Source organism: Collimonas humicola, from assembly GCF_018304945.1.
Taxonomy (GTDB): Bacteria; Pseudomonadota; Gammaproteobacteria; order Burkholderiales; family Burkholderiaceae_D; genus Collimonas; species Collimonas humicola.
In genome coordinates this window covers 37,532-63,108 of record NZ_JAGQEE010000011.1, presented here as the reverse complement: position 1 = coordinate 63,108, position 25,577 = coordinate 37,532, and the positions used below count along the sequence as shown (strand labels likewise).

Genomic DNA, 25,577 nt, shown 5'->3' with positions numbered 1-25,577 from the left:
TTCAATGAGCATTAATCTCAAAACCTTAATCAGCAAACTGAACGACACCTCGCGCCTGGCGGCGGAACGCGCCGCGAACATCTGCGTCGGCCGCGGCCAGTATGAAGTGGATATCGAGCATCTGTTCCTGGCCCTGCTGGAACAACCGAAGAGCGACTTTGCCGTGATCGCGCGCAAATGCGGCATCAGCATCGCGGCGCTGGAAAGCGACCTGCAGCACGAGATCGACCGCTTCAAGAACGGCAATGCCCGCACGCCGGTATTCTCCCCTCACCTGCCCAAGCTGTTCGAGCACGCCTGGCTGATCGCCTCGCTGGACAACCAGTCCGGCCGCATCCGCAGCGGCCACCTGCTGCTGGCGCTGCTGACCGAGCCGGACCTGGTGCAGCTAGCCTACCGCGGCTCCAAGCTGTTCATCAAATTCAAGCTGGACGACCTCAAGCACGACCTGGAAAAGCTGACCGAAGGCTCGCAGGAAAGCGCAGCGGTGAACGGCGGCGGCGCGGCTGCCAGCGAAGAAGAAGGCGGCGATCCGGTGCAGGACCTGACCAACAAGGACGGAACTTCGAAAACGCCGTCGCTGGATAAATTCACCACCAACCTGACGCAGCGCGCACGCGAAGGCAAGGTCGATCCGGTGATCGGCCGCGATACCGAAATCCGCCAGACCATCGACATCCTGATGCGGCGCCGGCAAAACAATCCTATCCTGACCGGCGAGGCCGGCGTCGGCAAAACCGCGGTGGTGGAAGGCCTGGCGCTGCGCATCGCGCAAAAAGACGTGCCCGACGTCTTGCAAGGCGTGGAAGTGCACACGCTCGACATGGGCCTGCTGCAAGCTGGTGCCAGCGTCAAGGGCGAGTTCGAGAACCGCCTGAAGAGCGTGATCGACGAAGTCAAGAAAAGCTCGCACGCCATCATCCTGTTCATCGACGAAGCACACACCATGATCGGCGCCGGCGGCCAGGCTGGCCAGAATGACGCCGCCAACCTGCTGAAACCGGCGCTGGCGCGCGGCGAGCTGCGCACCATCGCCGCCACCACCTGGAGCGAGTACAAGAAATACTTCGAAAAAGACGCCGCCCTGGCGCGCCGCTTCCAGGTCGTCAAAGTCGAAGAGCCGAGCGAAGAACTGGCTTGCGCCATGCTGCGCGGCATGGCGCCGCTGATGGAAAAGCACTTCGGCGTACGTGTCTTCGACGAAGCCATCACCGAAGCAGTGCGCCTGTCGCATCGCTACATCAGCGGCCGCCAGCTGCCGGACAAAGCCATCAGCGTGCTCGACACCGCCTGCGCCAAGGTCGCGCTGGGCCAGAATGCAACCCCGGCCCTGATCGAAAACATCGTCAAGAAACTGGATCGCCTGGTGGCCGAGCTGAACTCGCTGGAACGCGAATCGAACGCCGGCGGCAAGCACGCCGAGCGCCTGAAGGAATTGCGCGAACTGCAAAGCACATTGAATGCGGAACTGACGATCCACCGCGAGCGCTGGGAAAAGGAAAAAGCCCTGACCGACCGCATCAAGGCCGCGCGCACCGAACTGGAAGCGATCCCGGCTGCCGAACAAACCGCGGTGGAAGAAGGCGCCAAGCCTTCCAAGAAAGCGTCCAAGGACAGCAAGGAAAGCCAGGAACTGGCGAAGCTGATCGAAGAGCTGAAGCAGCTGCAAGGCGAAACGCCGATGGTGCCGGTGCAGGTCGACGGCCTGGTGGTGGCAGAAATCGTCGCCAGCTGGACCGGCATCCCGCTCGGCAAGATGGTCAAGGATGAAATCAAGACCGTGATCAACCTCGGCTCGCTGCTGCACGAGCGCGTGCTCGGCCAGCCGCATGCCATCGAAGCCGTGGCGCAGCGGGTGCGCACTTCGCGCGCCAACCTGGACGATCCGAACAAACCCAAGGGCGTGTTCCTGTTCGTCGGCCCGTCCGGTGTCGGCAAGACTGAAACCGCGCTGGCGCTGGCCGATGTGCTGTACGGCGGCGAACGCAAGCTGGTCACCATCAACATGAGCGAATACCAGGAAGCGCACAGCGTCTCCGGCCTGAAAGGCTCGCCGCCAGGCTATGTCGGCTACGGCGAAGGCGGCGTCCTGACCGAGGCAGTACGGCGCAATCCGTACAGCGTGGTGCTGCTCGACGAAGTGGAAAAGGCCCACCCGGACGTGCTTGAACTGTTCTTCCAGGTCTTCGACAAGGGCGTGCTGGACGACGCCGAAGGCCGCGAAATCGACTTCAAGAACACCATCATCATCCTGACCAGCAATGTCGCCTCCAGCCTGATCATGCAAAGCTGCCTGAACAAGGCGGCGGCGGAACTTCCAAGCACCGACGACCTCGAACAGGCGATCCGGCCGCAGCTGGTGAAAGCCTTCAAGCCGGCCTTCCTCGGCCGCTTGAAAGTGATTCCCTACTACCCGATCTCGGACGACGTGCTGGTGGAGATCATCAACCTCAAGCTGGGGCGCATCCAGAAGCGCATCGCCATCAACCACAAGGCCGAGTTCAGCTACGACGATCCGCTGGTCGAAGCCGTGCTGGCGCGCTGCACCGAAGTCGATTCAGGCGCCCGCAACGTCGACAATATCCTCAACGGAACGCTGTTGCCGGAGATTGCCGAAACCGTGCTGGCCAAGATGGCCGAAGGCGGCAGCATCGCCAAGATCAAGGTCACTGCCAACAAGCAGGGACAATTCAAGTACGCAATCAAATAAACCAGGAGAAATCATGGATGCAGCAACCAAACAGAAAATTCTGAAACAGTGCTATTCGAAGCGCTTCGATGAGAAATACAGCCGCAGGCACCAGTACCAGGACAAGGCTACCGACGTGCGCAACTACGTCAAGCTGACGCCGGCGGATATCGTCGATTTGCTGGATACCGCTTCGGCTGCCGCGCGCGCACCGGCGCGCCGCCTGCTGCAGCTGATGCAGGGGCGGCCTTGGCTGCCTTCAGCGACAGCGCATGAGGGTGGGACTGGGGATCAGCGTGGGGTGGATAACAATCTGCACATTACGCTGAAGGTGGGGAATACGAGCTATCACTTGCGGTGCAAGGAGCAGCCTACTTTGCATATTATCCAGATCACTGGTTAGCGACATGCCCCCTCGCTAGTGAAGACGACGTGCGAGGGTATTTGGCTACTATGCCACCTAGAGCTCACAGATTGCAGAACTGCTCTTTGACAGCATGGCCAGTTTCGAAGGTTGTTTTCCGTTCCCACATATTCGTAATACTCGCCTTCATGCACATTGAAAGGCTACCGGTGATATTTGATTAGTACCTTTCGTGCCTTCTCAAATGGCATGTCTTTCTCTATCCCAAGACCATTGGAAAAACAAATGATTGAATAGACTAGCAAGAGCGTTAAAGCCAGGTTAATTTTATTCATTTAATGACGCCGCCATTGCTCTAGATGAGTCGTCTCAAAATCTTCATACTTCATGTATGACTGCGGATATCGTTCCTCAATGCAGCTTCTCCCATGAATTGCATCCGCAGGGGCCACCGATTAGTACCGCTTTGTCGGTCTGCATTGTGAAGAATAATGCTTCCAGTCTGCAAGACTAACTTACCGCGTTATTTTGGATAAATATCACTCTCCTTGACTTTTTTTCCTGTGTTTATGAGGTCAGTAGATTTAACCATCCATGTTTCATTCTGCACAAAAACAGCACACCATCGCTCACCATCATTAGCATCCGAAAACCCCAAAATTACCCCTTCGGCATTTTCGATTTGTGTAAGAGAGCTATCTGAAGACTGCACTTTTACTACATCAAACAATTCAAACTTTTCCATTCGTCACTCAATTATTTATGGGTAATATGTCCATCCAGCGATACATTGGCATGCGAACCATCACGAGTTGCCCAACCAATTTTTTCCCTCCCTTGATGAGATAACTGCACATCCCACTCAAACGCCTGACCTGGAGTGCGAGATGGGCCTTTAACCCACTCATTACCGAATTTATCAATATATCCCTGCTTTCCCTTTGGTAAAGGCACTGTGGGCTTCCAGTTTTTAGGCGGCACATACCGAATCCTGCCTTTTGTCGGCAATCCCGCAGCTTTTATAACCCCTTTTTTGCTACAAGCGGTTTGAGCAAGGGCTTTAGCAAGCCCCCGAGGATCGATCCAAGAAATGGAATTAGGCGCATATTGATAAGGGTTATCTCCACCGTCCAATCCAATCGGATCCTGCCCAATGAACTGCCCGATAGCTGCATCGTAGTACCGATATCGGTTGTAATGCAATCCGGTTTCCGCATCAAAATATTGCCCCTGCAGCCGGATCGGGTTGTCGATAGCGCGTACATGGATTTTTTGTAGTCCCCCCCAGGCCGCATGGCTGACCGACCACACTATCTGTCCGCTGTCGTCCGTCAATCTGACAGGACAGCCGTTGGCATCATTGTGATAGTAGAAGACGTCGCTGTGGGCCGGATCGCCTATTGATTCAGCATCGCTGCTGCTTGTCTTCGCTAGACCATTTGCCGCCGCGCTTGGCACAACCACGGGTGGTGGTGCTTTGACGCTACCACCCAGCCGCATCCCGCTCCCTAGGCCGGCAAGACTGGCTTGACGATTGCCCTCTTGCGTCAACGGAGCAGGTTCGCCCTGTTGACCGAGCCGGACACTGCCTAAACCACCCATGCCGCCCATTTCACCAACAGCGGCGGCCTTGGTCAGGGGCAGCAGCTGTGCCGCAAGAGTCGGTGCCGCAGCCATCTGTGCGGCAGGAGTGGATGCCACCTTGGCCTGCCGATCGATCAATGCCAGCGGCACAAACGTGCCTGGATAATAGACATATTCCCTTGCCTCGGCATGCAGAGTCTTCAATGCGCTGAGCCGCTTGCGCGCCGCCATGAAATCGGCCACATTGCCAGTCGACCAGATGTCGGCGCTCTGGGTAACGTTGGCTTGCTGCACCTCACCCAGCAGTGCGTCGCCATCCCAGAAGAACCAGGTAGTGTGGGTCGGATTGCGTTTGAATACCCGCCGCCCGAGCGGATCGTAACCGTAGCAAGTCGTCTGCCCGGCCTGGCTACTTTCGATCAGACGCTGGTTAGCGTCCCAGCGCAGTTGCAAGGTGGCATCGGTCGCCGACGGATTGGTCGATGCCGTTGAGCTGCCGCCACGCCGGACCAGGTTGCCGGCGCGATCAAATACATAGTGCGTGCCTTCATGGCTGCCTTCGCGGCTCCACAGGACCTCGGCCTGGACTTCGCCGCCTGCCGCCTGCTGCATTTCCATCTGTCGGATCCGCGTGCGCAGGCGATCTCCAGCAGGGTCGTTGAGAAATTCCGTGACCTTGCCGGCTGGGTCGGTATAGCGCAGGAGGTTGCCCAGCGGGTCATAGTGGTACAGGTCGGCACTGTGTTCGCTGTCGCTGCGCCGAGTCTGGTTGCCGGCGCGATCGTACTCGTAGCTGGTGGCAAACAGCGGTGCCTCGCTGCGCAGTACGGTCTGGGCGGTCAGGTGGCCGGCCGCGTCATAGCGCAGCTGACGCTGGACGCTGCTGCTCAACTGCTCCTTGACGACGCGCCCAAGCGCATCGCGCTCGATCAAGATCGGCGCTGCGTCGTTAATGGCGATGCTCGCCGCTTGGTCGCGCAGATCGTAGGTGGATATGATCTTGTTGCCGGCGCTGGTTTGCCGCGACAGCTGGTTGCCGGCTTCGTCGTAGCTGTACGTGATCTGGAAGCCATCCTGCACTTCTTCGCTGAGGTGACCATCGGCGTCGAACTTGCGCAAGATGTGCCGATGCGGATTGCGCATCTCGACCAGCATGCCGTTCTTGCCGTAACCAAACGTTTCGTGGAGTTGCTGCGCCGGACGGTCGCTATCGTGCAAGGTTTTTTTTATGATGCGACCCAGCCGGTCGGTGGTGTAGGCGATGATGCGGCCCAGCGGATCGGTGGCGCTTAACAGATTGCCGCCGGCGTCGTAGCGATAGTGGCGCGACTGTTCCCAATAATCGATTTCTTCAACAACCCGGCCCAGCGCATCGCGCTTAAGCCGATAGCTTTCCTGACGCTGATTGACCACGCCGGTCAGTTGCTCTTCAGTGTCATAAAGATATTGCATGATGTGGCCGTCAGCCTGCAGACTTTTAGAAATTTGGCCTGTACCGAAGTATTCCAGCCGGGTTCGGCCACCGTTCTGGTCGGTATAGCCGATCAGTTGGTCCTCGGCGTCATAGTCGCAATGGATACTGACGCCGTCCGCCTGCCGGGTCTGTAGCAGGCGGCCTTTGGCGTCATAGCGATATTCGGTGACGTTGCCGGCAGCGTCGGTGCTGCGCTTCAGGCAGCCGAGCGCGTCGTGCTCGAAATGGCTGCGGTGGCCGAGCGGGTCGGTCAGTTGCGCCAGGTTGCCGTAACGGTCGAAGGCCAAGCTAGTAGTGGCGCCGCGCGGGTTGATGTGGGTGACCAGTTGGCCGTGGGCGTCGTAGGTAAAGCGCGAACGGGCGCCCATCGGGGTGCTTTGTTCAAGCGGCAGGCCGTGCTTATCCCAGATGCGCAGCCAGTGCTGACCGAGTGGGTCAATCACCTCGGTCATGTGGTTGGCATCGTCGAATACCGCATTTACAGCAGTCCCGTCTGGCTGCAAGAGCTTCAGCAAATTGCCACGCTCGTCATAGTCAAATTCGGTGCGCAAGCCAGCGGGGTCGACCACGGCGGTAGTGCGTCCCACCTCGTCATACTCAAATATCGTGACGCCACCCAACGGGTCGATCTCGCACAAGGGCAGATTGTTCTCGTCGAACTTGATCAGCGAGGTATGACCCAGCGAGTCGGTGACTTCAGTTTCGCGCAGCAGTTCGTTGTAGGCGAAGCGGTAGTCATGCAGCCCGTGATCGCCCCAGGCGTGCACCACCCGCCATTCGCCGTCGTAGGCATAGTAAAACGACAGGCCTAGGCGGTCAGTGTGGCGCACCATGTGATGGCGGTCGTACTCAAAAGTACGGGCGGCGTTGAGCGCATCGAGCGCGGCGACCATGTCCCGGTTCTGATATTTGTATGCCACCAGCGGGTGGGTCAGGCCGGTGGCTGGATCGTGCAGACTTAATTGATGAATTTTTCCATCGTGTTCATGGACTTCAAGGAAGCGGCCCGGCAAGGCGTCGATGCCGCTCTCTACGATCCGCGTCAGATGACCGTCGGCACGTTCGAAGCGCCAGTGATTGCCGCACAAATCCTCGATCCGATCAATCGGCAGATGCAGGGTTCGATGCAGCGGCGTCACATTCGATACCGGCTTGCGGAAGACGTAGCGCAGGTCGTCCTTGGTTAGTACTTGCAGGACGTCAGCGCCATCATCCTGCGCCCAGATCAGGCGGGCGCCATCGACAAATTCGGTCACAGCATGCTCGATACCGGTGGCCGCAGGTAAGTGCGAAAAGACAGCGGCACCGCTGGCTTCGAAGAACAGGACCGTGCCGTCGGCGTCGATTTCCAGCCGGAAGTCAGCCGGGGTCTGCCAGCCATAACCGCACATACCGTCATGACTGTTGCCCGATGCATAGTTGCGACTCCAGCTCAGCGGCAAGCGGCCCGGAATGGAGAAATCCTGGTGCGAGACGGCGACGCTGCCATCGCGAATATCGACAGGTTCAGCTCGCAATACTTTGCACTTAAGGAAGCCGGCCTCCATATTCTCGAACAGCTTCTTGTATTTCGTCTTAAGGGCGTCGGCGGCGCGCTTGAAAGCCTTGGTCCCGCGCAGAGCCTTTAAGCCCTTGCCCAGGCCTTTGGCCAGGCCAGCCAGCGCCAGCTGAGCGGCGATTCCCTCCAGTGCCTCCATGATACTCGGCGGGCCGCCGACGAAGACGGTGTCGGGTATCGCCAGGTTGACCGACGTCGGCAGGGTCATCGACATATGCGGTTCGGCCGACTTCTTGAGCCGGAACGGCGGCACCATGCCGACCACGCTGCAATCGAGCACCGGCGTGCCCAGGCGTGAAAATGGCGAGCCATCGGCCAGCACGGTCTTGCTGCCCATGAAGATCTGGTCGTCAAACTGCGGTCCCTCGGGAGCGCGCAACGGCGGCATCCACACTCCCAGGGGGATATGGACCGACAAGCCTTGGGTGCCTGCCGTGGCGCGCTTGACCCCGGCCACCTGCACCGTGGCGCCAATGAACGGCAGATAGTCGAACGGATCCAGAACAATGGAAATGTGCGCCGTCGGCAGCGGCCCTGGCGGCATCTCGTACATGTGAATATCGATACCGATCTGCGGATCGAAATGTTTGGCGGCGTTGGTCATGGACGCTTCCCTGTCAGGCTGTCGTGGCGGCGCCCTGCGGCTCGGCGACATGTGCGTTTGGATTGGCGGCTACCGGGCCGTCGATCACGCCGGAGGAGTCAGGCAGCTTGGTGAATTGCGGCGGCTCGCTCCATTGCGGCACATCCTTGTCGAGCGGATGCTTGACCTCGGGCAGCCCGTTCCAGAGCGGGTTGAGCAGCTCGCGCGCCAATGCCACCACCTTGCGGAAATATTCGTCGCCGCCGGCGATCAGTTGTTCGCGCTCCTGGCGCTGGCGCTGGAAGCTGCTTTCAAAACGTATGTGCATGGCGCTTTCGATTTTTTCCAGATCACTGGCCTGCGGTTGTGCGCCCAGCTTGGCGGCTTGCTGTTCGGCTTGCAAGTGCGCGGTGGAGATAGCGGCCTGGTAGTCTGTCGCGCTGCGCTCCAGTTTTGCGGTGCGCGCCGGGTCCTGTACCCGCAGCAGATCGTGCAGCGCCAGCGCCATGGTGGTGAGCGGACGTTCGGCCGGGCTCACAGCCTTGGCGGCGCGCAAGGCCAGTGCGCCGTGCTCGCGCGCCGGCTGTTGCTGGCCGTTCTGCGCATAGCAGTAGGCGGCCATGCGGAAGCCTTCGATTTCAAACATGGGATTCGGCACGCGCTGCGCCTGTTCCGCCGCGCTGCGATAGGCTTGCGCGGCGCGCTCGGGCTCCTTCGCCACCAGCCATACGCCGGCTTCGCCGAACCAGGTTTGCATGATCAGGTCGGCGCCCATCGGATGCTTGCTTTGCTCGGCCTGGGTTGCGCATTCGCGCGCATCGCGATAGCGCTTGATGGCGTCGGCATAGTTCTTTTCCTTGAGGTAGGCGCCGGCGACCGCCATCTGCAGCACGACCTGCTGGTCCGGCCATTGCTCGCGCTGCACAATCTCCATCGCTTTTTCGGCTCGTGCGGAGGTTTGCGCGGCGCTGCCCTTTTCCACCAGGGTGATGACGTCGGTAAGCAGCTGGCGATACGCCACGGTAGGGCCGGCGCCGCCGGCCTGGGCCACGGTTTCCCGGGCGATGTCGAACATGTCGATGGGTGCTTCGACCACGCGCACGCGGTCGCCATGGCGTTGCGCCAGCGCTTGCCAGCGCTGATCGGTGACCGTATCCACCAGCACCAGCCGCACGCCGGCGCCGTCCGCTGCCAATGCGGGGCTGCGCAACGCGGCATCCAGCCATGCTTCCCACGCCTCCTGGCTGGTGACCGGATGCGGCGCCAGCACTGCCGCCACGTAGCGCAGATGCTCCAGCTGGGCCTGATGGTAGCGTGCAAACGAAGCCAGCGTAGCCATCACGCCGGCGGCCGAATCGTGCTGCGGCGTCTGCGCAACGGACCAGTCGGTGCTCACGCCTTGCTCGCGCAGGCTGTCCTTGCTGTCGATATAGTTTTCCGCCAGCGACTGGCGCAGTGCGCGGCTGTAGCCGAAACTGGTATCGAACGCGGCATCGAAGCGCAGGAACAGGTCCGGCGTGGTCCAGTCGCCTGGGTGCTGCTGAATCTCGAAGAAAGCTTGCAGCATGCGGTCGGCATTGGCGGGGATGCGCCATACCAGCACTCGCATGCGCGGATCCTGGGTATGTTCCAGCCACAGGTCGCGCAGGGTCGCGACTCTTTTTTCGACAGGATTCTTAGCCATGCTGGCCCCTCTCAATAATGCTTAGCTGTTCAGGTTGATCTTGCTGCCGTTGATCGACACGCCGCCGCCGTTGACCTTGATGATCGAACCGCCTGCCTTGATCGTGATCTCGCCGCCATCGATGCTGATGCCGGCCTCGCCGACCACCAGCTCGACCTTGCTGGCGGAGCTCATTTTCTGATTGGCGCCGGAATACACGGTGTGGCTGCCGGAGACTTCATGCTGCATATCGCCGTCCACCGACAGCAAACGATGGCCCATATTGCTATCCTTTATCTCGCCATTGACCGTACGCTTATCGAGCCCGGTCACCGTCACTTCGCGGCCGGCATGCATGGTCTGGTTGACGGCGCCGGTGACGGTGTGCGTGAGCGTGCCGCTGATATCGTGTTTCCAGTCGCCGTTGGTATTGCCGCTATAGTTGCCGATCAGCGTGTTGCTGTGATTGCCGGTGATGTTTTCGGTATAGCCCGCTGCGGTGATGGTCCGCGTCTGGCCGGCATGATAGGTTTGCGTCACCGCACCGGTCACCGTGGCGGTCGAGGCGCCGGTCACTGTGCGGGTATCGGTGCCGGTCACCGTCGCGCCGCGGTTGCCGCCCACCGAGATATCCTGGTTGGCGCCGACATTCAGGCTGTGGTTGACGGCGACCGTGGTCGCCTTGTTGTTCTTGACGGTGCTGTTGTGATCGTTCAGCACCGTCACCGCCATATCCTTCTGGGCGTGCATGTTGAGCAGTTCGCCGCCGGCCGTGTCGTGCATGGTGACTTCGTTGAAGCCGCCGCCGCGCACGGTCTTGGAGCGCATGCCGCTGACTTCCTGGCCGAACGGCGGCATGTTGTCGGCGTTGTAGACGCGGCCGGTGATGATGGGCCGGTCCGGATTGCCGTCGAGGAAATCGACCACCACTTCCTGGCCGATGCGCGGCGCCGACACCCCGCCCATGCCGGCCCCGGCCCACGGGCTGGCGACCCGCACCCAGCAGGAGCTCTGGTCGTTGAACTGGCCCAGCCGGTCCCAGTGGAACTGCAATTTGACGCGTCCGTACTTGTCGTGCCAGATCTCTTCGCCTTTCGGTCCCACCACGGTCGCGGTCTGCGGTCCCGGCATCCTTGGCCTGACCGTATCGCGTAAGGGACGGAAAGGAATCTTGCGGCGCAAGGCGGTGACCTCGACACGGTAGATGCAATCCTGGGCGGTGCTGAAATCGCTGGCGAAATTATTCCGCGCATCATGCGCGATCTGCAAGGCGATGAAACGGTGCTCGGTGGCGTCGTCACTCTCATGTTCGAAATGGCCTTGCAGATCGAAATAACGGCCGACGACCAATTCGCGATAAGTGCCGGAACCTTCGAACAGCTTGGTCTGCCAGCCCGCCTCCTCGGCGCGCACCGCGCTCAGCTGTTCGCCGATCGCGCTATTGCCGTAGCTGGCGGAACCGTCGTAGGCATAGCGTTCGAACTGCGGCAGGTTGCCGCGCGGGACGTCGGTTTTCTGCTCCACCGCCAGCGGATTGCGCGGCTGCTTGAAATCGAAGCTCTTGATGCTGTGCACGCTGGCGCCGACCCTGCGCCGCGGCCGCCAGTCGTCCAGCACGTCGCTGGCCTGCAGTTCCTGGTTCGGCTGGAAGCGCACCGTCGCATCGTCTTGCAGCGGCAGGGATTGGGTGGAATCGTCGGCCAGCACCAGCTTATGGCCGCTCTCGCTATGCTCGAAACTATAGTAGATGCCGGCATCCTCCAGCAGCCGCGAGACGAAGCTGAAATCGGATTCGTTGTACTGCACGCAGTAAGACAGTTTCGGATAGCGGCTGGCGATCAGGTCGAAGCGATAGTCGGCCAGCTGGCCGTACTTGTGGAACACTTCCTGGGCGATGTCGAGCACCGACAGATCCTGGAACACGCGGCAGTTGCTGGCGTAATCCAGAAAGGAAAACCAGGGCGCCAGCTGCGCCTGGTAGGTGGCCATGCCGCCGTCGCTGCCGGTGCGCGCAAATTCGCGCACGAAGCCATGGAAATGGCGTTCGCCGGACTTGGTCTGCATGGTCAGCAGCAGCGGCTGGCCAACCAGCTGCTTCAGCTCAAGCTGCTCGTAGGGCGACAATAACTCCAGCGTCAGGTCGAAGGGTTTGGATAGCGCTTCCGTGCCGTGCAAGCGGTGCACCAGCAGCAGGTCGGCATCCAGCGGCGTCTTGATACGGACCAGGCGGCGATCCTGGTTGAAGCGGCCGACGCGGGCCAGCATCGCAGAAGCGTTTGGATACATTGACATTCTCCGTTTCGCAAAAGGAATGGCTCTGCTGAGGATAGCTATTCAAGCCACGATCCCGAATGAGTTAGGCGCGGACATTGGCGCGCATGGACACTTCATTGAATTACCGAGCAGCAATATTATTGCCGGAATGCAATTATATCGAGATTTAAGGACGATGCGACATTCCGCGACAATAATTTACATTGATGGAATTAACAGCGGATGACGCCGGGTAATTGCGCAGCCAGCCGGCAGCCGGCTGCGGAAGGAAGCTTGCAGGGAAGCAGCTCGGATGGCGATGCCTGGCATCGCCATGTGTGAATTACTGCAGTACGTTATTGCAGCGCACCAAACGGCTTGGCATCGCCGCCGGCGTCGGTCGGTGCTGCGGCTTTGGCGGCACGCACGACTTTCTTGCGCAATGGGCGACTGGCCTTAGGCTTGGCTTCCGCCACTGCCGACGGATCAACCACGGTTTCTCCCAGGCTTTCGCGCAGCAATTTTGTCTGGCTTTGCGCGTCCGTCAACACAGTGCCGTTCAAATCGCTTTGCGCATTCAGGTCATTGAGGGCCTTGATAGAGAGCTTGAGGCTGCCCAAGGCGACCACGCCGCGCGCATATTTGTCGGCCGGATCGCGTTGCAGCACTTCCAGTGCGTAGGCAACCGCGTCGCCATAGCTGCCGGCATCGTATTTGATCTGGGTCATGCGCAGCCATGGCGTTTTTTCGGTTGGACGGGCTTGCGCCACGTCCTTGAGCACTTTGATTTCCTGGTCGGCTGCGCTGTTCTTCTGCGCCGTATCTGCAACGGCAGGCACGGTGGCAGCGGCCGATGCGGCGAGCGGCAGCATCAGGCAGCTCATGGCAACGCTGCAGATCAGTTTGTTTTTCCAATGATTCATAGTCCCTTACTCACTTTCTTAAAAATATTAAACCGGGGCAGCACGGCACGGCCGTTTCTCACATGACAATCATAGTCGGCTATCAACCGCCGCCACGACTATTGCCGCCTAATTAACAAATAATGACAATTCACGCAGGCGAAACGACCGCTTTCTCAACATGAGGCCTCCGTTTTCACCTGCCGATAACAATCCGGGCGCCGGCATCGCATAGCGGGCAGCGGCAGCTTATCAATACATGCTCTGAGGACACATGTTACTACGGAAACATATCCTTTTCCTTTTTGACACCTGCATCGAAAGCAAACTGCAGAAAAACCACAACTGGAGGCATTGGCAATTTACCTATCGTTTGTAGAGCCCTGGGGAAACACTGGAGTATGATTGCATCAAGGAAATGCCAACATTTGTCCGGCGTTTCATGTAATGTATTGGCAAGATGTTATTTACTGTTGCGATATGTTGTCGGTCAGGGCGGCAGCGGGTTTCTCCTCGATCCTGCGACTGCGACCTTTCTTAGCTCAAATTATTTTTGTGGGTTTTCTTTTATGTTTTCTGTCGAACAATTACTTAATCCCATCAGTGACTCCGCACCTTGCGGCGCCGACCTGTCCTTTTCCAGCGACCTCGACGCCATCGCCCATGCACGCCGTTTCGACGACCCGTCGCTGGACCAGGGCGAGTGGATTACCGAACTGAAAGAGGCCGACTGGGGCTTTGTCGTCGACAATTGCGCGCGCCTGATCGAAACCCAGAGCAAGGATTTGCGCCTGGCGGTCTGGCTGAGCGAAGCCAATGCCAAGGTGCGCCATTTCCGCGGGCTGGCCGATGGCTATCTGCTGCTGGCCGGCTTGAGCGACCGCTTTTGGGACATGCTGTATCCGATACCGGACGACGACGATCAGGAACTGCGCATCGGCAATGTCGGCTGGCTGCTGTCGCGCTCGGTGCAGCTGGTGCGCGAAATCCCGCTCACCGAAGGCCGCGGCACGGCGTTTTCCACCATCGATTTCGAATCCGCGCGCATCCGCGCCGCCAATGAAGAACGCGGCAACAGCGATGGCGGCGACGGCGTCAAGCTGGCGGATGTGGAGTCGGCACGGCGCAAATCCTCTCCCGCTTACTACGAAAAACTGCTGGCCGACGCCAACGCCTGCCAGCAGGCGTTGCTGCAGCTGGAAAAGTCGATCGATTTCCGGGTCGGCCAGGACGGCCCCGCTTTTTCCTCGGTCAAGGAAGCGCTGGAAAGCGTGATTGCAACCATTACCCGTTTCGCCCAGGAAGCCGGGATCAATACCCGCCCTGCAGCGCAGGCCAATGGCGCAGACACCCATGCCAACAATGGACAAAACGCGGGACAAAGCACACCCAAGGTGCAACAGGAGGCGAACAAGGTGGAGCAGCAGGAACCGCAAGCAAGCGGCCTTAACGGCCCGATCCAGAACCGCACCCAGGCCTTGATGCAACTACGCCACGTGGCAGATTTCTTCCGCCGCACCGAGCCGCACAGCCCGGTCGCCTATCTCGCGGAAAAGGCCGCCCACTGGGGCGAGCTGCCGCTGCATCACTGGCTGCGCACGGTCATCAAGGATCCGGGATCGCTGGCGCATGTGGAAGAATTGCTGGGACTGCAGGGCGACAGCCAGTCGCACGACCAGAACTGAGGCCCCGAGCCCAGCCGCCCTACTTACTGGGAAACCCGGAACTCGATCCGGCGGTTGCGCGAGCGGCCGTCGGCGGTATCGTTGGTCATGATCGGCCGGTCCGGTCCCTGCCCCGAGGTGACGATCAGGTCGCCATTGATGCCCTTCTGCCCCAGATAATCCTTGACCGCATCGGCGCGCGCCTTGCTCAGCGCGATGTTGCGCGCGCGCAGGCCCTGGTTGTCGGTATGGCCGATCACTTCCACCTTCTTGTCCTTCAGCTTCGACAGCGCCGCCGACATTTCGTCGAGGATGCGCATGCCCGAAGGCGTCAGCGTCGCCTGTCCGCTTTCGAATTCAATGGTGCGGTTGGCCAGCGTCTGATCCAGCAATCCCTGTTCCGAAGCCGAGACCCGCAAACCGTTCTTGACCGTATAGGTCGGATTCAGGTTGCCGGCGATTTCACTGGCGATCTGCTGGCGCTGCGCTTCGTTGCTCACTTCGCCGTTGATGCTGACGGTATTGCCGTCGATTTTCAGCTGGCCGCGGCTGACCTGTTTCAGGCTGGGATTGATCAGCTTTTGCACATAGCCGTTCCAGTTGGCCGGCGCCACTACTGACCCGACCGAGATCTGGTCGACCACGCGGTCGGCGCCATACAGTTCCTGCAACTTGCTCAGCGCACTCTGTTTGCTGGCTTCGTCCGGCACGGTGCCGCTGACCAGGATCTGGCCGGGTTTCGGTGTCGCCACCGGGGGCGCCACATTTTGTGCCAGCGCCAGGTTCGACAGCAGTAACGATGTCAGGGCAATGCTCAGATAACGCATGCGTCAGGCTCCAATAAATGCTTCACGAAACGAATCATGAGCCGATTTTAACGATAAGGTGGGTTGCGCCAGGTAGCTGGCGATTTTGGTGATGCTGTAGTCCGTGCTGACCTGTTCTTCGACCCAGTTGGCGTCCTCGAAAGAGATGTGATGCTCCAGCGCCACTTGCGGATCCATGATCGCTTGCAGAGTGCGCGGCGAAGCGCCGCTGAAGCCGATCACCATCGCCGGCCGGTCGTTGATGCGGGTGACGAAAGTGGCCAGCTCGAAATTGCCGCGCAACAGGAAAGGCGTGATCAGGTGCAGCCAGTAGGACGCCACCAGGTTGCGGTACAGCGGATCCTCGGGCAAAGGCATCACCAGGCTCTTTTCCAGGCGCGAGGAAGCGCTCGCCATCACCGGCTGCAACAGGATGCCGAGCGCCAGGATCAGGTGCCGCAAGGAGCCTTTGAAGCCGGTGCTGCGCAACATGTTCTCCAGTCCGCCGACGCTCTGGATTTCCATGAAATCGGCAAACGCCGCGTGATAAGCGCCGCTGCCCAGCTGCAAAGGAATGCCGGTAGCGGTCAGGTTTTGCAAGGAAATCGCCGGATCGGTTGCCGCCACCACTTCGGAGGCCTGGCTCTCCATGCGGTTCCACAGGCGCGAAAAGGCCATCGGACTCTTCGCCGTGAAATCCTGCGGCTCGTCGATTTCCATGGTGCTGACGGCGAGGAAGGGAAAGCGCCGGTTGGCCTGGTCGTTGCTGGCGATCAGATGACCGGCGATGGCGCGCCGGCTGCGCGGGCCGATGAACGCGAAGTGCAGCGGACTGACGGCGTCGTAGGCGATCTTCCAGCGCGGCTCGGCCGACAGCAGGTCCATGGCTTGCGCCAGCCACTCGTCGAGAATCGACACCAGCGGCATGTTGTCGGTCGCCTTGATGAAATCGCCGCGGCTGGGGATTTTTCCGAAATAACCGATATTCGCCAACTTTTCTCCAACGCTCATTGTGCTGCCCCTCCCGCAGTCGCTACGCCTGCCGCAGTGGCTGCCGTTGCTGCTCCTACCGCTCCTGCCGCTCCCGCTGTTGCCGTTGCCGCCGGTGGCGCTGCAGCCGGATTGCTGGCCGGGCTGGCGGCGCTGCCGACGATGGTCTCCGGCAGTTTCAGGCCACGGAAGCCCTGTCCTTGCTGGGCGCCGCCGTCCGGCGCCTTGGCGCTGACTTGCGGGCTGCTGATGATCTTCAGGTTGATCGGCACGGTAATATTTTCATTGGTCCAGCTGAGTTCGAAGTTGCCATCCTTGCGCTTGCGCACCGCCGTGTTGATCAGGCGTTCCAGGCCGAAACGGCCAGGCTGGTTGGCGATTTCGACGGTGCGACCATCAAACGTCACCGCCGTGATGCGGGCGCCGGCCACGCCTTGCGGATTAGGCCAGACAAAGTTGGTCCACTGCGCCTGGGTATTGCGGTAGCGCAGTTGCTGGCCATCGATTTCGATGGTGTATTCGGTGGTGCCGGCTGCCGGCAGCGCCTGGATCTGGAACACGGTTTGCGCATCGGCCGCAGCCCCGCCGCCGCCAGCCGCCGCGGCGCTGCTGGCGCCCAGCGGCGCAACCCAGCGCGCGAAGCTCGACACCATGGTCGGCGACAAGGTAATGCCCATGTCAGCCCAGGTCTTGGCCGCCAGCGTGTCGCCGCGGCGTACTACCAGCGGCCCCATCGAGGCATTCACGAATTTCGCGATGCTGCCGTCCGGGCCGAAGGTCTGGCCGATCTCGGCGCTGGTCGCCTCGATCTTCGAATTGGCGGCAAACGGATATTTCTCGGCCAGGGTTTTCTCGAACGGCGCGTATACCTGCGCCGCCCAGGTGCGGTTCATCTCGGCCTCGGTCGGCTTGATGGTGACGGCGAAAGCCTGGATCAGCGGCCGCACCAGGATCGGGCGGATCGCCTGCTTCTGCGAATCGCTCATGCCGACCAACATTTGCTCATCGACATACTTGAGCGCATCCGCCAGTTCCGAACCGCTGCCGTTCAAGGTCTGCTGCATCAGCTGGTTGGCGCCCGGGCCGGTATCGCCCTGGTTCTTGATCTGGTTGAAACGGGTACGCAGTTTCGACAAGGTTTCCATGTAACCGCGCATCAGCGTGGCGTTATTGTCCTTGGCGCTCACCATGCGCGCCACGCCGGCAAATTCCTTGCCGACCGGTCCCATCGGCATTGCGGCGGCGTCGGGGCTGGCATTGACGTTGACATTCACGTTAACCCCGGACGGCGCCTGCCGCAGGATGGTTTGCTTGAACCAGGCGACCACGCCGCTTTGCGCGCGCCCCAGGCTGCTGTTGATCAGCGAAGGGTTATCCCACGAGGTCTGTTCATACACGGCGCTGACGAACTTGTTGATCGGCGAAGTGGACGGATCGCCGAAACGGTTCATGGCCTTGACCGCGTTGTCGAAACCACCGAGGTCGACGATATTCGCGCCCTGCATGAATTTCTGCCATTCCTTGGCGTACTCGGTCTTGTACTGCGTGACCAGCGCCTTTTGGATCTGCTCCGGGCTGCCCTCCAGCGTCAGGTCGTCGCTGGAAGCGGTCTTCAGCACCCAGTCCGCGCTTTGCAGTTCCTTGTTGGCGGCTTCCTTGAACGCGCCCTGGACGAACTTCTCCCAGGCATCGCGCGTGAATGTCCCTGGAATCGCGTAGCTGCCGACGATCAGTTCCTTGTCCTGGTCGCCGACGATGCTGGCCACCGTGATCGACGGGAAGCGGGTCGAGGCGCGCGCCTTGATATCGGCATACACGCGATCCCTTGCCGCCATGCCGCGCACCACGCGGCGCAGGTTGTCGCGCGACTGGTCGACCAGGGTCAGCTTGCTTTCGATGGTCGGCCAGGACGGATCGCTGATTTGCGACAGGTAGAAACTCATCAGGCGCTCGGCGCTGCGGATCATCTGTTCACGCGTCATGTTGCCGCGGTTGCTTTCCAGCCAGCCGCGCCAGAAGCGGGTCAACTGATCGTTCAGATGGCTCGACTCGGCACGCTGGCGGTCGCTCAGCATCAGATAGGTTTTCAGGGCGTTGTAGCCGTCTTCGACATTGGTCGGCGAGGAATCCTTGTATTGCTGGGTAGCGCCGCTGCTGCCTGTCGCAGCTGCTGCCTGGGCGCTGGCGCCCGGCGCGGCGGCGCCAGCCGCGGACTGGCCCGGCTGCCCGGCTGCTGCGCCCGCCGCCGGCGCCGTCGCGCCAGTCAGCTGCACCGGATGCGACATCGGCTCCAGCTGCCCGGCATGCGCATTCATTTCAGACAGGAAGGATTCGATATTCGCCGTGACGGGCTTGAGCATGATGTCCTTGACGCCGGCGAAGTATTCCTCTCGCAGCTTCTGCTGCAGCAGATCGCCCTGGTACAGCCCGAAGCCCAGCGACAGCGGACGGCCATGGTCATATTTTTGCAATTGCTCGATGCGGTCTTGCAGGATTTCCATCGCTTCAAAGCGCGATTGCAGGTCGATCCGTTTTTCCTGCAGCTTGATGGCCTTGTCCAGGTCTGCCTGGACGTTGGCGGTCAGCTGGCGGTTGCCGATGTAGGACCAGCTCCAGCCGGCCAATGCCAGGCCGACGAAGGCTGTCGCGGCGAAGAACATGGTGTAGCGCAGGCGGGTCTTGTGGCGGCTGGCGTATTGCGACACCAGGTCCTTGTCGGCAAAAATGACTTTGCGGAACAGGTTGAGCAGGAAGAAGCCGTGCTTGGAGTGGATTTCAGGGCGCTCGATTGCTTGCAGCTTGAGATCGAAACGGTCGGCGATCCGTTCCGAGGAACTGCTGATGCCGCTGCCTTCCTGCAAGGCGCTGGTGAAATAGAAGCCGCGGAACACCGGCTTGAACTGGAACGGGTTTTCTTCAAACAGGGTGGCGATGAACGCACGCAGGGAGCTCTTCACCGCAGCGAATTCGAGCGGGAAAGTCAGCACGCCCGGCGGCAGGCGGTCACCGCGGCTCAAGGCCATGTTGGCCAGGCTGATTTCCTTCAGGCCTTCAAACAATTCATCAAAGCGTTCATCGAAATGCGCCAGCACATCCTGGCTGCTGGTCTTCCTGTTGTACGGCAGCGTGGCGCCCCATACGCGGTCCTTTTCGCCGCGGTCCATGTCGACGAAGAACTCGGTAAAGCCGGTGATCAGGTCGGCCTTGGTGAACATCACGTAGACCGGCGCAAAGACTTCCAGCTTCTCGGTCAGCTCCTGCACGCGCTGGCGCAGGTTCTTGGCCAGGTTGATGCCGAACTCGGGACGGTTGCCGGCCAGCTCGGCGACGCTGACGGCGATGATGATGCCGTTGATAGGCGCGCGGCTGCGGTGTTTTTTCAGCAGGCCGAGGAAGCTGAACCACTCGGCGCGGTCTTCCTCATGGACGGAATAGCGTCCTGCGGTATCCAGCAGGATGCCGTCGGTGGTAAAGAACCAGTCGCAATTGCGGGTGCCGCCTATGCCCTGCACGATATTGCTGTTCTTGTCGGCCAGCGGAAATTGCAGGCCGGAATTGGCGACCGCCGTGCTTTTGCCGGCGGCAGGATTGCCGATGATCATGTACCACGGCAATTCATACAAGGCAGTAGCGCCGGATTTCTCACCGAGCTTGGAATTCTTGATGGTGGAAATCGCCTCCAGCATCCGCTTGCGGATGGTCTCGGTCTCGTCGCGGCCGACAACGCTAGGCTTGTCGGCGGCTTTCTCAGCCTGCCCTTCCAGCATGTCGCTCAGGTTTTGCGACGCCTTTTTAGTACGCTGCTTGCGGTACAGCCAGACCAGGCCCCAGATCAGCAGGACCGCGAGCAGGAAAATCACAACCCAGATGCCGTCGACCTGCAAGGCATCCGCTGCAAGAAAGAGAAAACAGGCCAGGGCCACAAAACCGACGATTGCCAGGGTGCGTGCATTCGTCAAAAATTGCCAAATTCGTTGCATAGGTATCAGTAATTAAGTAATTGATTCTTTTGAAAGTGATGCAAAACGGCAATTTCCACCGGCAGCCATGACGATAGCCGATTCAGCGTCACGACTGCACATTGTTGCCCTATGTTGCTTTTACACAACAAAAATCTGCCCTGTTCGACACGGACATCCGCGCCTGACTGCATCAACCTAAACGGTAAATCTGGATTGCACTGCAAACAGCTGCTTCATTTTTTCATTACCCCCGGCTTGCGGAATTCCACATGCCCCAGGTCCATCATTTTCCAGCGGCCGCCCCAGGTCAGCCCTACCGATTCAGCCACTTCGCCATACAGCTGATAACCGCGCATGGCCCACGGGTCTTTCTCCGTAATCACCAGCTTGCCGTTGCGCATGAACGCCGAATCGGCGGCCAGGCCATACTGGTGGTAACTCTGGAACGCCTTGGCATTGGTCACGCTGCCCCCCATCTGCGCCAGCGCATTCTGCCGTTCCGGACTGCGATACCCTTCGATAATCACCATGTCATAGCCATGCTGCTCTTTCATGATCTTGAAAGTCATCAGCAGGCGCTGGGTGAAATCGGCATCCAACTGCTGCCAGTTGCGGCTGGCGGTATCCAGCATCGGCCGCACCTGCGCTACCTCCTGGGTAGTAAAGACCTCAGGCGGCAATGGCGGCGGCGGTACTAATTGCTCTCCTTCCAGCAGCGCGGCAATCTGCTGGTTCACAACTTGCCCTGAATCATCATAGCTGCCCAGCATCGCTTTTCCACTCAGCATCCAGGCAATCAACGGCGGAATCAGCACAACCGCCATTCCTGCGAGCAGAATCAAATGATGTCTTTTAATAAATTGCCAAGTTGAGAGCCTCGACGCTTGCAGGTTTTGCGCAAAGGATTTTGTTGTCCTCGACCGGCGTTCTTTCCAGTTCTGGACCTGGGCGCCGAGTTGCTGCCGCCCTCTAAGCAGTGCAGAAAATACAATTTCACGGGCAGCCGGAAACAACAGCAGACCCGAGATGCCGCAGGCGAGTATGAAATAAAGAGCAACGGCTAAGACCAACGCAAATACCTTTCGTGAATATTACCAAAAAAAAATTGTATTTTTTTGGTAATATATTGCCTGTTGACATATTTAGTTGTCAGAGAGTATACCTTATCAAACTGGGCGTCACGTCGGTCTGTGTTTAATACCTGACATTTGGAGAACTGTGTCTTGCAACCATCAGAAGAAACTGCGCGCGGCTCTGTAAAACCGAATTTGCTATCAGGTTCGACATCGACAGACAATCGCAGCGGGAGCATCCTGAACGCCCTGGAGGGCAAGGACTCTTCTGCGAAAGGCATTGCGCAAAAGAAATCCGGCGTAGTGCGCGGCGCTGTCGTGCTGGCCTTGCTGGCAACGATCGGGGCTGGCGGTTTTTTTGCCTGGAATCAACGCAGCAGCCAGCTTGCCGACGCCACCGCGGCCAGCGCGCCGGCCGCGCCTACGCCGGCTGCACCTACGCCGGCCGCACCGAAAGAATTACCGTCAAGCACTCCAGCCCTCGCCGCCAATGCGTCCGCATCTGAAAAAATCGAATCGCAAGCGGCGGTCATCGAAAACGATCCGGCCATCCACACTGACAAATCCGACGCAGCTGCCGACCAGGCGCCCGCCGATCCGCGCGCCAAGCTGACCGAGAGCCTGGAAGCCGGCGTGCCGGTAACTGCCACCTCGCTCAAGAGCGCGCTGGAAGAACCGAAGCCGGCAAAGGCGAAACCTGTCGCAAAGAGCGTGAACGCGCCACTGGTCAATCGCAACGTGCCGGACAAAAAAGCAGTTGCGCAGAAGCCGGCCAAAACCGCCAGCACGCCGCCCGACAGCGACGTGAATATATTGACCGCGCTGGTGTCGCACGGCGACAGCGTGAACGAACCGGCCAAGCCTAAAGAAACTGCGAAATCCAGGCAGCAAGCCAAAAAGAAAGCCGCCGAGCCAGTGCTGGCGCAAAACAGCGCCGACGGACCGGATATCGTTGAGCGCAAAGCCGGCGACAGCACCGCCGGCCTGCTGCAGCGCTGCCGTCAGCTCGGCATGATCGAAGGCGAGCTGTGCCGCTGGCGCATTTGCTCCGGACGCTGGGATACCGATACGGCGTGCAAGGTCAACCGCTAAGCACTTGCAAACGGCATCGAAAAAAAGGACACTTTCACGGTGTCCTTTTTTATTGTGGCTATCCGGTCCTGATCCGCGTGGCGCAAGAAGTCTGCTGCGCGCATTGGAGCGGAAACCTGCATAGGAAGCTGCAAGGCGGCCTGCCGCTGCCGCTCTGCCCGATCCGGCCCCGCTTCAGCGCACGCTCACCTCGACCCGCCGCGCCTCGGCGTTGTCGCCGCTGCCGGTAGTCACCTGCGGCTTCTCCAATATGATCGCGTCTTCCGCCACGCCGCCGATCAGCAGCAGCGCCTTGACGCTCTTGGCGCGTTCCTTGGAGATTTCTTCATTCCTGGCCGCATCGCCGGTGGTGTCGTGGAAGCCGCTCACCACCACTTTGGCGTCGCTCTTGGCCTTGGCGGCTTCGATGACCGGCGCCAGCTTTTCGCTGGTGTCGGCCGGCGCCTCCGACTTGCCCGATTCGAAATAGATCACCGCGGACGGCGCTGAAGCCGGCGCAGTCGCCGCTGCTGCGGCGCTGCCGGCGCTGGCCGTTTCAGCTGCGGACGCCGTAACCGGCGCCGGCGCCAGGATCACCTCCGGCCCGGCGACCGCCTGGTTCATGCCGCTCCCCGGCAACAGCGGCACCAGCAGCAAGGCCACGATGTTGATGATCTTGATCAGCGGATTGACCGCCGGACCGGCCGTATCCTTGTAGGGATCGCCGACCGTGTCGCCGGTCACCGCCGCCTTGTGCGCCTCCGAACCCTTGCCGCCATGGTTGCCGTCCTCGATGTATTTCTTGGCATTGTCCCAGGCGCCGCCGCCGGTGGTCATGGAAATCGCCACGAACAGGCCGGTGACGATGGTGCCCATCAACAGCCCCCCCAGCGCCGCCGGACCGAGGATCAGGCCGACCAGGATCGGCACCACCACCGGCAGCAGCGACGGGATGATCATTTCCTTGATCGCCGACGAGGTCAGCATGTCGACCGCCTTGTCGTACTCCGGCTTGCCGCTGCCGTCCATGATGCCTTTGATGTCGCGGAACTGGCGCCGCACCTCGACCACCACCGCGCCAGCGGCGCGCCCCACGGCTTCCATCGCCATCGCCCCGAACAGGTAGGGGATCAGGCCGCCGATGAAGAGGCCGACGATCACCAACGGGTTGGAGAGATCGAAGACGGTGCTCTTGCCGACCGAATCGAGGGCATGGGTGTAATCGGCGAACAGCACCAGCGCCGCCAGGCCGGCCGAGCCGATGGCATAGCCCTTGGTGACCGCCTTGGTGGTATTGCCGACCGCGTCCAGCGGATCGGTAATCGCCCGCACCGAATCCGGCAAGCCCGACATTTCGGCGATGCCGCCGGCGTTATCGGTAATCGGACCGTAGGCGTCCAGCGCCACGATGATGCCGGCCATCGACAGCATGGCGGTAGCGGCGATGGCGATGCCGTACAGGCCGGCCAGCCAGTACGACGCGAGGATGGCGATGCACACCGCCAGCACAGGATAGGCAGTCGACTTCATGGAAACGCCCAGGCCGGCGATGATATTGGTGCCGTGGCCGGTGGTGGAAGCTTGCGCTATGTGGCGCACCGGCTTGAAATCGGTGCCGGTGTAATACTCGGTGATATAGACCATCAGGCCGGTGAGGACGATGCCGATGAAGGCCGAGCTCATCATTGGTATGCGCATCGGCTCCGGCAGGATCAGCCAGGTCACTGCCGCAAAGCCGAGCAGGCTCAGGATCGCCGCCCACCACAGGCCGGTATACAGCGCCGACATGATTTTCTTGCCCGGCTTGGCCTTGACCATGGAGCAACCGATGATCGAGGCCAGGATGGAGACGCCGCCCAGGGCCAGCGGATACAGCACCGCCTGCAATTCGGCGCCATGCACCAGCAGCGAACCGAGCAGCATGGTGGCGATCAAGGTCACCACATAGGTTTCGAACAGGTCGGCCGCCATGCCGGCGCAGTCGCCGACATTGTCGCCGACGTTATCGGCGATCACCGCCGGATTGCGCGGGTCGTCTTCCGGAATGCCGGCTTCCACCTTGCCCACCAGGTCGGCGCCGACATCGGCGCCCTTGGTGAAGATGCCGCCGCCGAGACGGGCGAAAATCGAAATCAGCGAAGCGCCGAAAGCCAGCCCGATCAGCGGCCGGATGACATCATGCAGCGACGCGCTGGCAACGCCGGTGAAGGCCAGCAGCCACAGGAAAAACAAGGTTACGCCGAGCAAGCCAAGGCCGACCACCAGCATCCCGGTGATGGCGCCGCCGCGGAAAGCGACGTTCAGCGCCGGCCCCATGCCCTTGGTGGCAGCCTGGGCGGTGCGCACATTGGCGCGCACCGAGACATTCATGCCGATGAAGCCGCAGGCGCCCGAGAGCACGGCGCCGATCAGGAAACCGGCGGCGGTCACCAGCCCCAGTCCCGGCAGTATCGCAATGACGATGAACAGCACCGCGCCGACGATGGCGATGGTGCGGTACTGGCGCGCCAGGTAGGCAGCGGCGCCCTGCTGGATCGCGGCGGCAATTTCCTGCATGCGCGGATTGCCGGGATCCTGCTTCAATATCCAGCTGCGTGAGACCAGCCCGTAGATCACGGCAATGATGCCGCAAGCGACGGCAAACCATAGACTTGATGCCATATTGACTCCTCCTGTTTTTCGAACGGCTGCACGACAAAATAAGACAATCACACCATTTCACCGGTCTGCGCGACGCCAACTTGGCGCCTGCGATTCCCGGCCGATACTGCGTAATGCAAAATTTTTCGTTACCCTTTTATTTTCAGTGAGATGCTTGGGCTGGCTTTGACTGCTTGCTGCCTGAAGATTGGCGCTTGGCTTTTTGAAGCTTGGATTTATTCTAAATGACTTTATCGGAAAGTATTGATTAAAAGAAAAAGCGGACCGAAGTCCGCTTTCT

General features: G+C 60.3%; 14 protein-coding genes. 4 read left to right on the top strand and 10 right to left on the bottom strand.

Features of this window, described 5'->3' with window-relative positions; translation table 11 throughout:
- The first annotated feature begins 4 nt into the window (after window positions 1–4).
- Window positions 5–2,710, top strand: coding sequence for a type VI secretion system ATPase TssH (tssH, locus tag KHU30_RS23700; RefSeq protein WP_211445070.1), 2,706 nt, complete (start codon window positions 5–7; stop codon window positions 2,708–2,710).
- Window positions 2,711–2,723: 13 nt separating this feature from the next.
- Window positions 2,724–3,092 carry a hypothetical protein gene (locus tag KHU30_RS23695; RefSeq protein WP_211445069.1) on the top strand — a complete coding sequence of 123 codons (369 nt, stop codon included), beginning with the start codon at window positions 2,724–2,726 and terminating at the stop codon, window positions 3,090–3,092.
- A gap of 484 nt (window positions 3,093–3,576) precedes the next feature.
- Here the strand turns inward: KHU30_RS23695 and KHU30_RS23690 are convergent, their stop codons facing one another.
- From KHU30_RS23690 to KHU30_RS23670, 5 genes are all read right to left on the bottom strand, one after another.
- Window positions 3,577–3,798 (bottom strand): Imm31 family immunity protein, encoded by a 222-nt coding sequence (locus KHU30_RS23690; RefSeq protein WP_211445068.1) that lies wholly within the window; start codon window positions 3,796–3,798, stop codon window positions 3,577–3,579.
- A gap of 11 nt (window positions 3,799–3,809) precedes the next feature.
- Window positions 3,810–8,273 (bottom strand): polymorphic toxin type 17 domain-containing protein, encoded by a 4,464-nt coding sequence (locus tag KHU30_RS23685; RefSeq protein WP_211445067.1) that lies wholly within the window; start codon window positions 8,271–8,273, stop codon window positions 3,810–3,812.
- Between the two features lie 13 nt (window positions 8,274–8,286).
- Complete coding sequence (locus tag KHU30_RS23680) at window positions 8,287–9,936, bottom strand: hypothetical protein (RefSeq protein WP_211445066.1); 1,650 nt, start codon at window positions 9,934–9,936, stop codon at window positions 8,287–8,289.
- Between the two features lie 21 nt (window positions 9,937–9,957).
- Entirely contained in the window at window positions 9,958–12,201 is a 2,244-nt protein-coding gene (locus KHU30_RS23675; RefSeq protein WP_230427555.1) for a type VI secretion system Vgr family protein, read from the bottom strand.
- A gap of 323 nt (window positions 12,202–12,524) precedes the next feature.
- On the bottom strand, window positions 12,525–13,091 hold the full coding sequence (locus tag KHU30_RS23670) for a hypothetical protein (protein WP_211445064.1): 567 nt from the start codon (window positions 13,089–13,091) through the stop codon (window positions 12,525–12,527).
- A gap of 548 nt (window positions 13,092–13,639) precedes the next feature.
- Here KHU30_RS23670 and tssA point away from each other — a divergent pair.
- Entirely contained in the window at window positions 13,640–14,755 is a 1,116-nt protein-coding gene (gene tssA / locus KHU30_RS23665; RefSeq protein WP_211445063.1) for a type VI secretion system protein TssA, read from the top strand.
- Window positions 14,756–14,778: 23 nt separating this feature from the next.
- Here tssA and KHU30_RS23660 read toward each other — a convergent pair whose 3' ends face one another.
- The 4 genes from KHU30_RS23660 to KHU30_RS23645 form a co-directional block, all read right to left on the bottom strand.
- Window positions 14,779–15,561 (bottom strand): OmpA family protein, encoded by a 783-nt coding sequence (locus KHU30_RS23660; RefSeq protein WP_211445062.1) that lies wholly within the window; start codon window positions 15,559–15,561, stop codon window positions 14,779–14,781.
- A gap of 3 nt (window positions 15,562–15,564) precedes the next feature.
- Window positions 15,565–16,551: a type VI secretion system-associated protein TagF gene (tagF, locus tag KHU30_RS23655; RefSeq protein WP_211445061.1), complete on the bottom strand. Its 987-nt coding sequence runs from the start codon at window positions 16,549–16,551 to the stop codon at window positions 15,565–15,567.
- The gene (gene tssM / locus KHU30_RS23650; RefSeq protein ID WP_211445060.1) at window positions 16,548–20,510 is read right to left on the bottom strand and encodes a type VI secretion system membrane subunit TssM; all 3,963 of its coding nucleotides are present in this window, start codon (window positions 20,508–20,510) and stop codon (window positions 16,548–16,550) included. The genes tagF and tssM overlap by 4 nt, the downstream gene beginning before the upstream one ends.
- A gap of 215 nt (window positions 20,511–20,725) precedes the next feature.
- On the bottom strand, window positions 20,726–21,562 hold the full coding sequence (locus KHU30_RS23645; protein ID WP_211445059.1) for a M15 family metallopeptidase: 837 nt from the start codon (window positions 21,560–21,562) through the stop codon (window positions 20,726–20,728).
- Between the two features lie 153 nt (window positions 21,563–21,715).
- Here KHU30_RS23645 and KHU30_RS23640 point away from each other — a divergent pair, with 153 nt between their 5' ends.
- On the top strand, window positions 21,716–22,657 hold the full coding sequence (locus KHU30_RS23640) for a hypothetical protein (protein WP_211445058.1): 942 nt from the start codon (window positions 21,716–21,718) through the stop codon (window positions 22,655–22,657).
- 174 nt (window positions 22,658–22,831) lie between these two features.
- On the opposite strand, the gene KHU30_RS23635 is transcribed toward KHU30_RS23640, so the two are convergent.
- A complete protein-coding gene (locus KHU30_RS23635) occupies window positions 22,832–25,297 on the bottom strand; it encodes a sodium-translocating pyrophosphatase (protein WP_211445057.1) in 2,466 nt (821 codons plus the stop codon).
- Between the last annotated feature and the right edge of the window lie 280 nt (window positions 25,298–25,577).

What these genes read in the sequence shown, in the direction of transcription:
- tssH (WP_211445070.1), top strand. Translation starts at nt 5, where the DNA reads ATGAGCATTAATCTCAAAACCTTAATCAGCAAACTGAACGACACCTCG.
- KHU30_RS23695 (WP_211445069.1), top strand. Translation starts at nt 2,724, where the DNA reads ATGGATGCAGCAACCAAACAGAAAATTCTGAAACAGTGCTATTCGAAG.
- KHU30_RS23690 (WP_211445068.1), bottom strand. Translation starts at nt 3,798, where the DNA reads ATGGAAAAGTTTGAATTGTTTGATGTAGTAAAAGTGCAGTCTTCAGAT.
- KHU30_RS23685 (WP_211445067.1), bottom strand. Translation starts at nt 8,273, where the DNA reads ATGACCAACGCCGCCAAACATTTCGATCCGCAGATCGGTATCGATATT.
- KHU30_RS23680 (WP_211445066.1), bottom strand. Translation starts at nt 9,936, where the DNA reads ATGGCTAAGAATCCTGTCGAAAAAAGAGTCGCGACCCTGCGCGACCTG.
- KHU30_RS23675 (WP_230427555.1), bottom strand. Translation starts at nt 12,201, where the DNA reads ATGTATCCAAACGCTTCTGCGATGCTGGCCCGCGTCGGCCGCTTCAAC.
- KHU30_RS23670 (WP_211445064.1), bottom strand. Translation starts at nt 13,091, where the DNA reads ATGAATCATTGGAAAAACAAACTGATCTGCAGCGTTGCCATGAGCTGC.
- tssA (WP_211445063.1), top strand. Translation starts at nt 13,640, where the DNA reads ATGTTTTCTGTCGAACAATTACTTAATCCCATCAGTGACTCCGCACCT.
- KHU30_RS23660 (WP_211445062.1), bottom strand. Translation starts at nt 15,561, where the DNA reads ATGCGTTATCTGAGCATTGCCCTGACATCGTTACTGCTGTCGAACCTG.
- tagF (WP_211445061.1), bottom strand. Translation starts at nt 16,551, where the DNA reads ATGAGCGTTGGAGAAAAGTTGGCGAATATCGGTTATTTCGGAAAAATC.
- tssM (WP_211445060.1), bottom strand. Translation starts at nt 20,510, where the DNA reads ATGCAACGAATTTGGCAATTTTTGACGAATGCACGCACCCTGGCAATC.
- KHU30_RS23635 (WP_211445057.1), bottom strand. Translation starts at nt 25,297, where the DNA reads ATGGCATCAAGTCTATGGTTTGCCGTCGCTTGCGGCATCATTGCCGTG.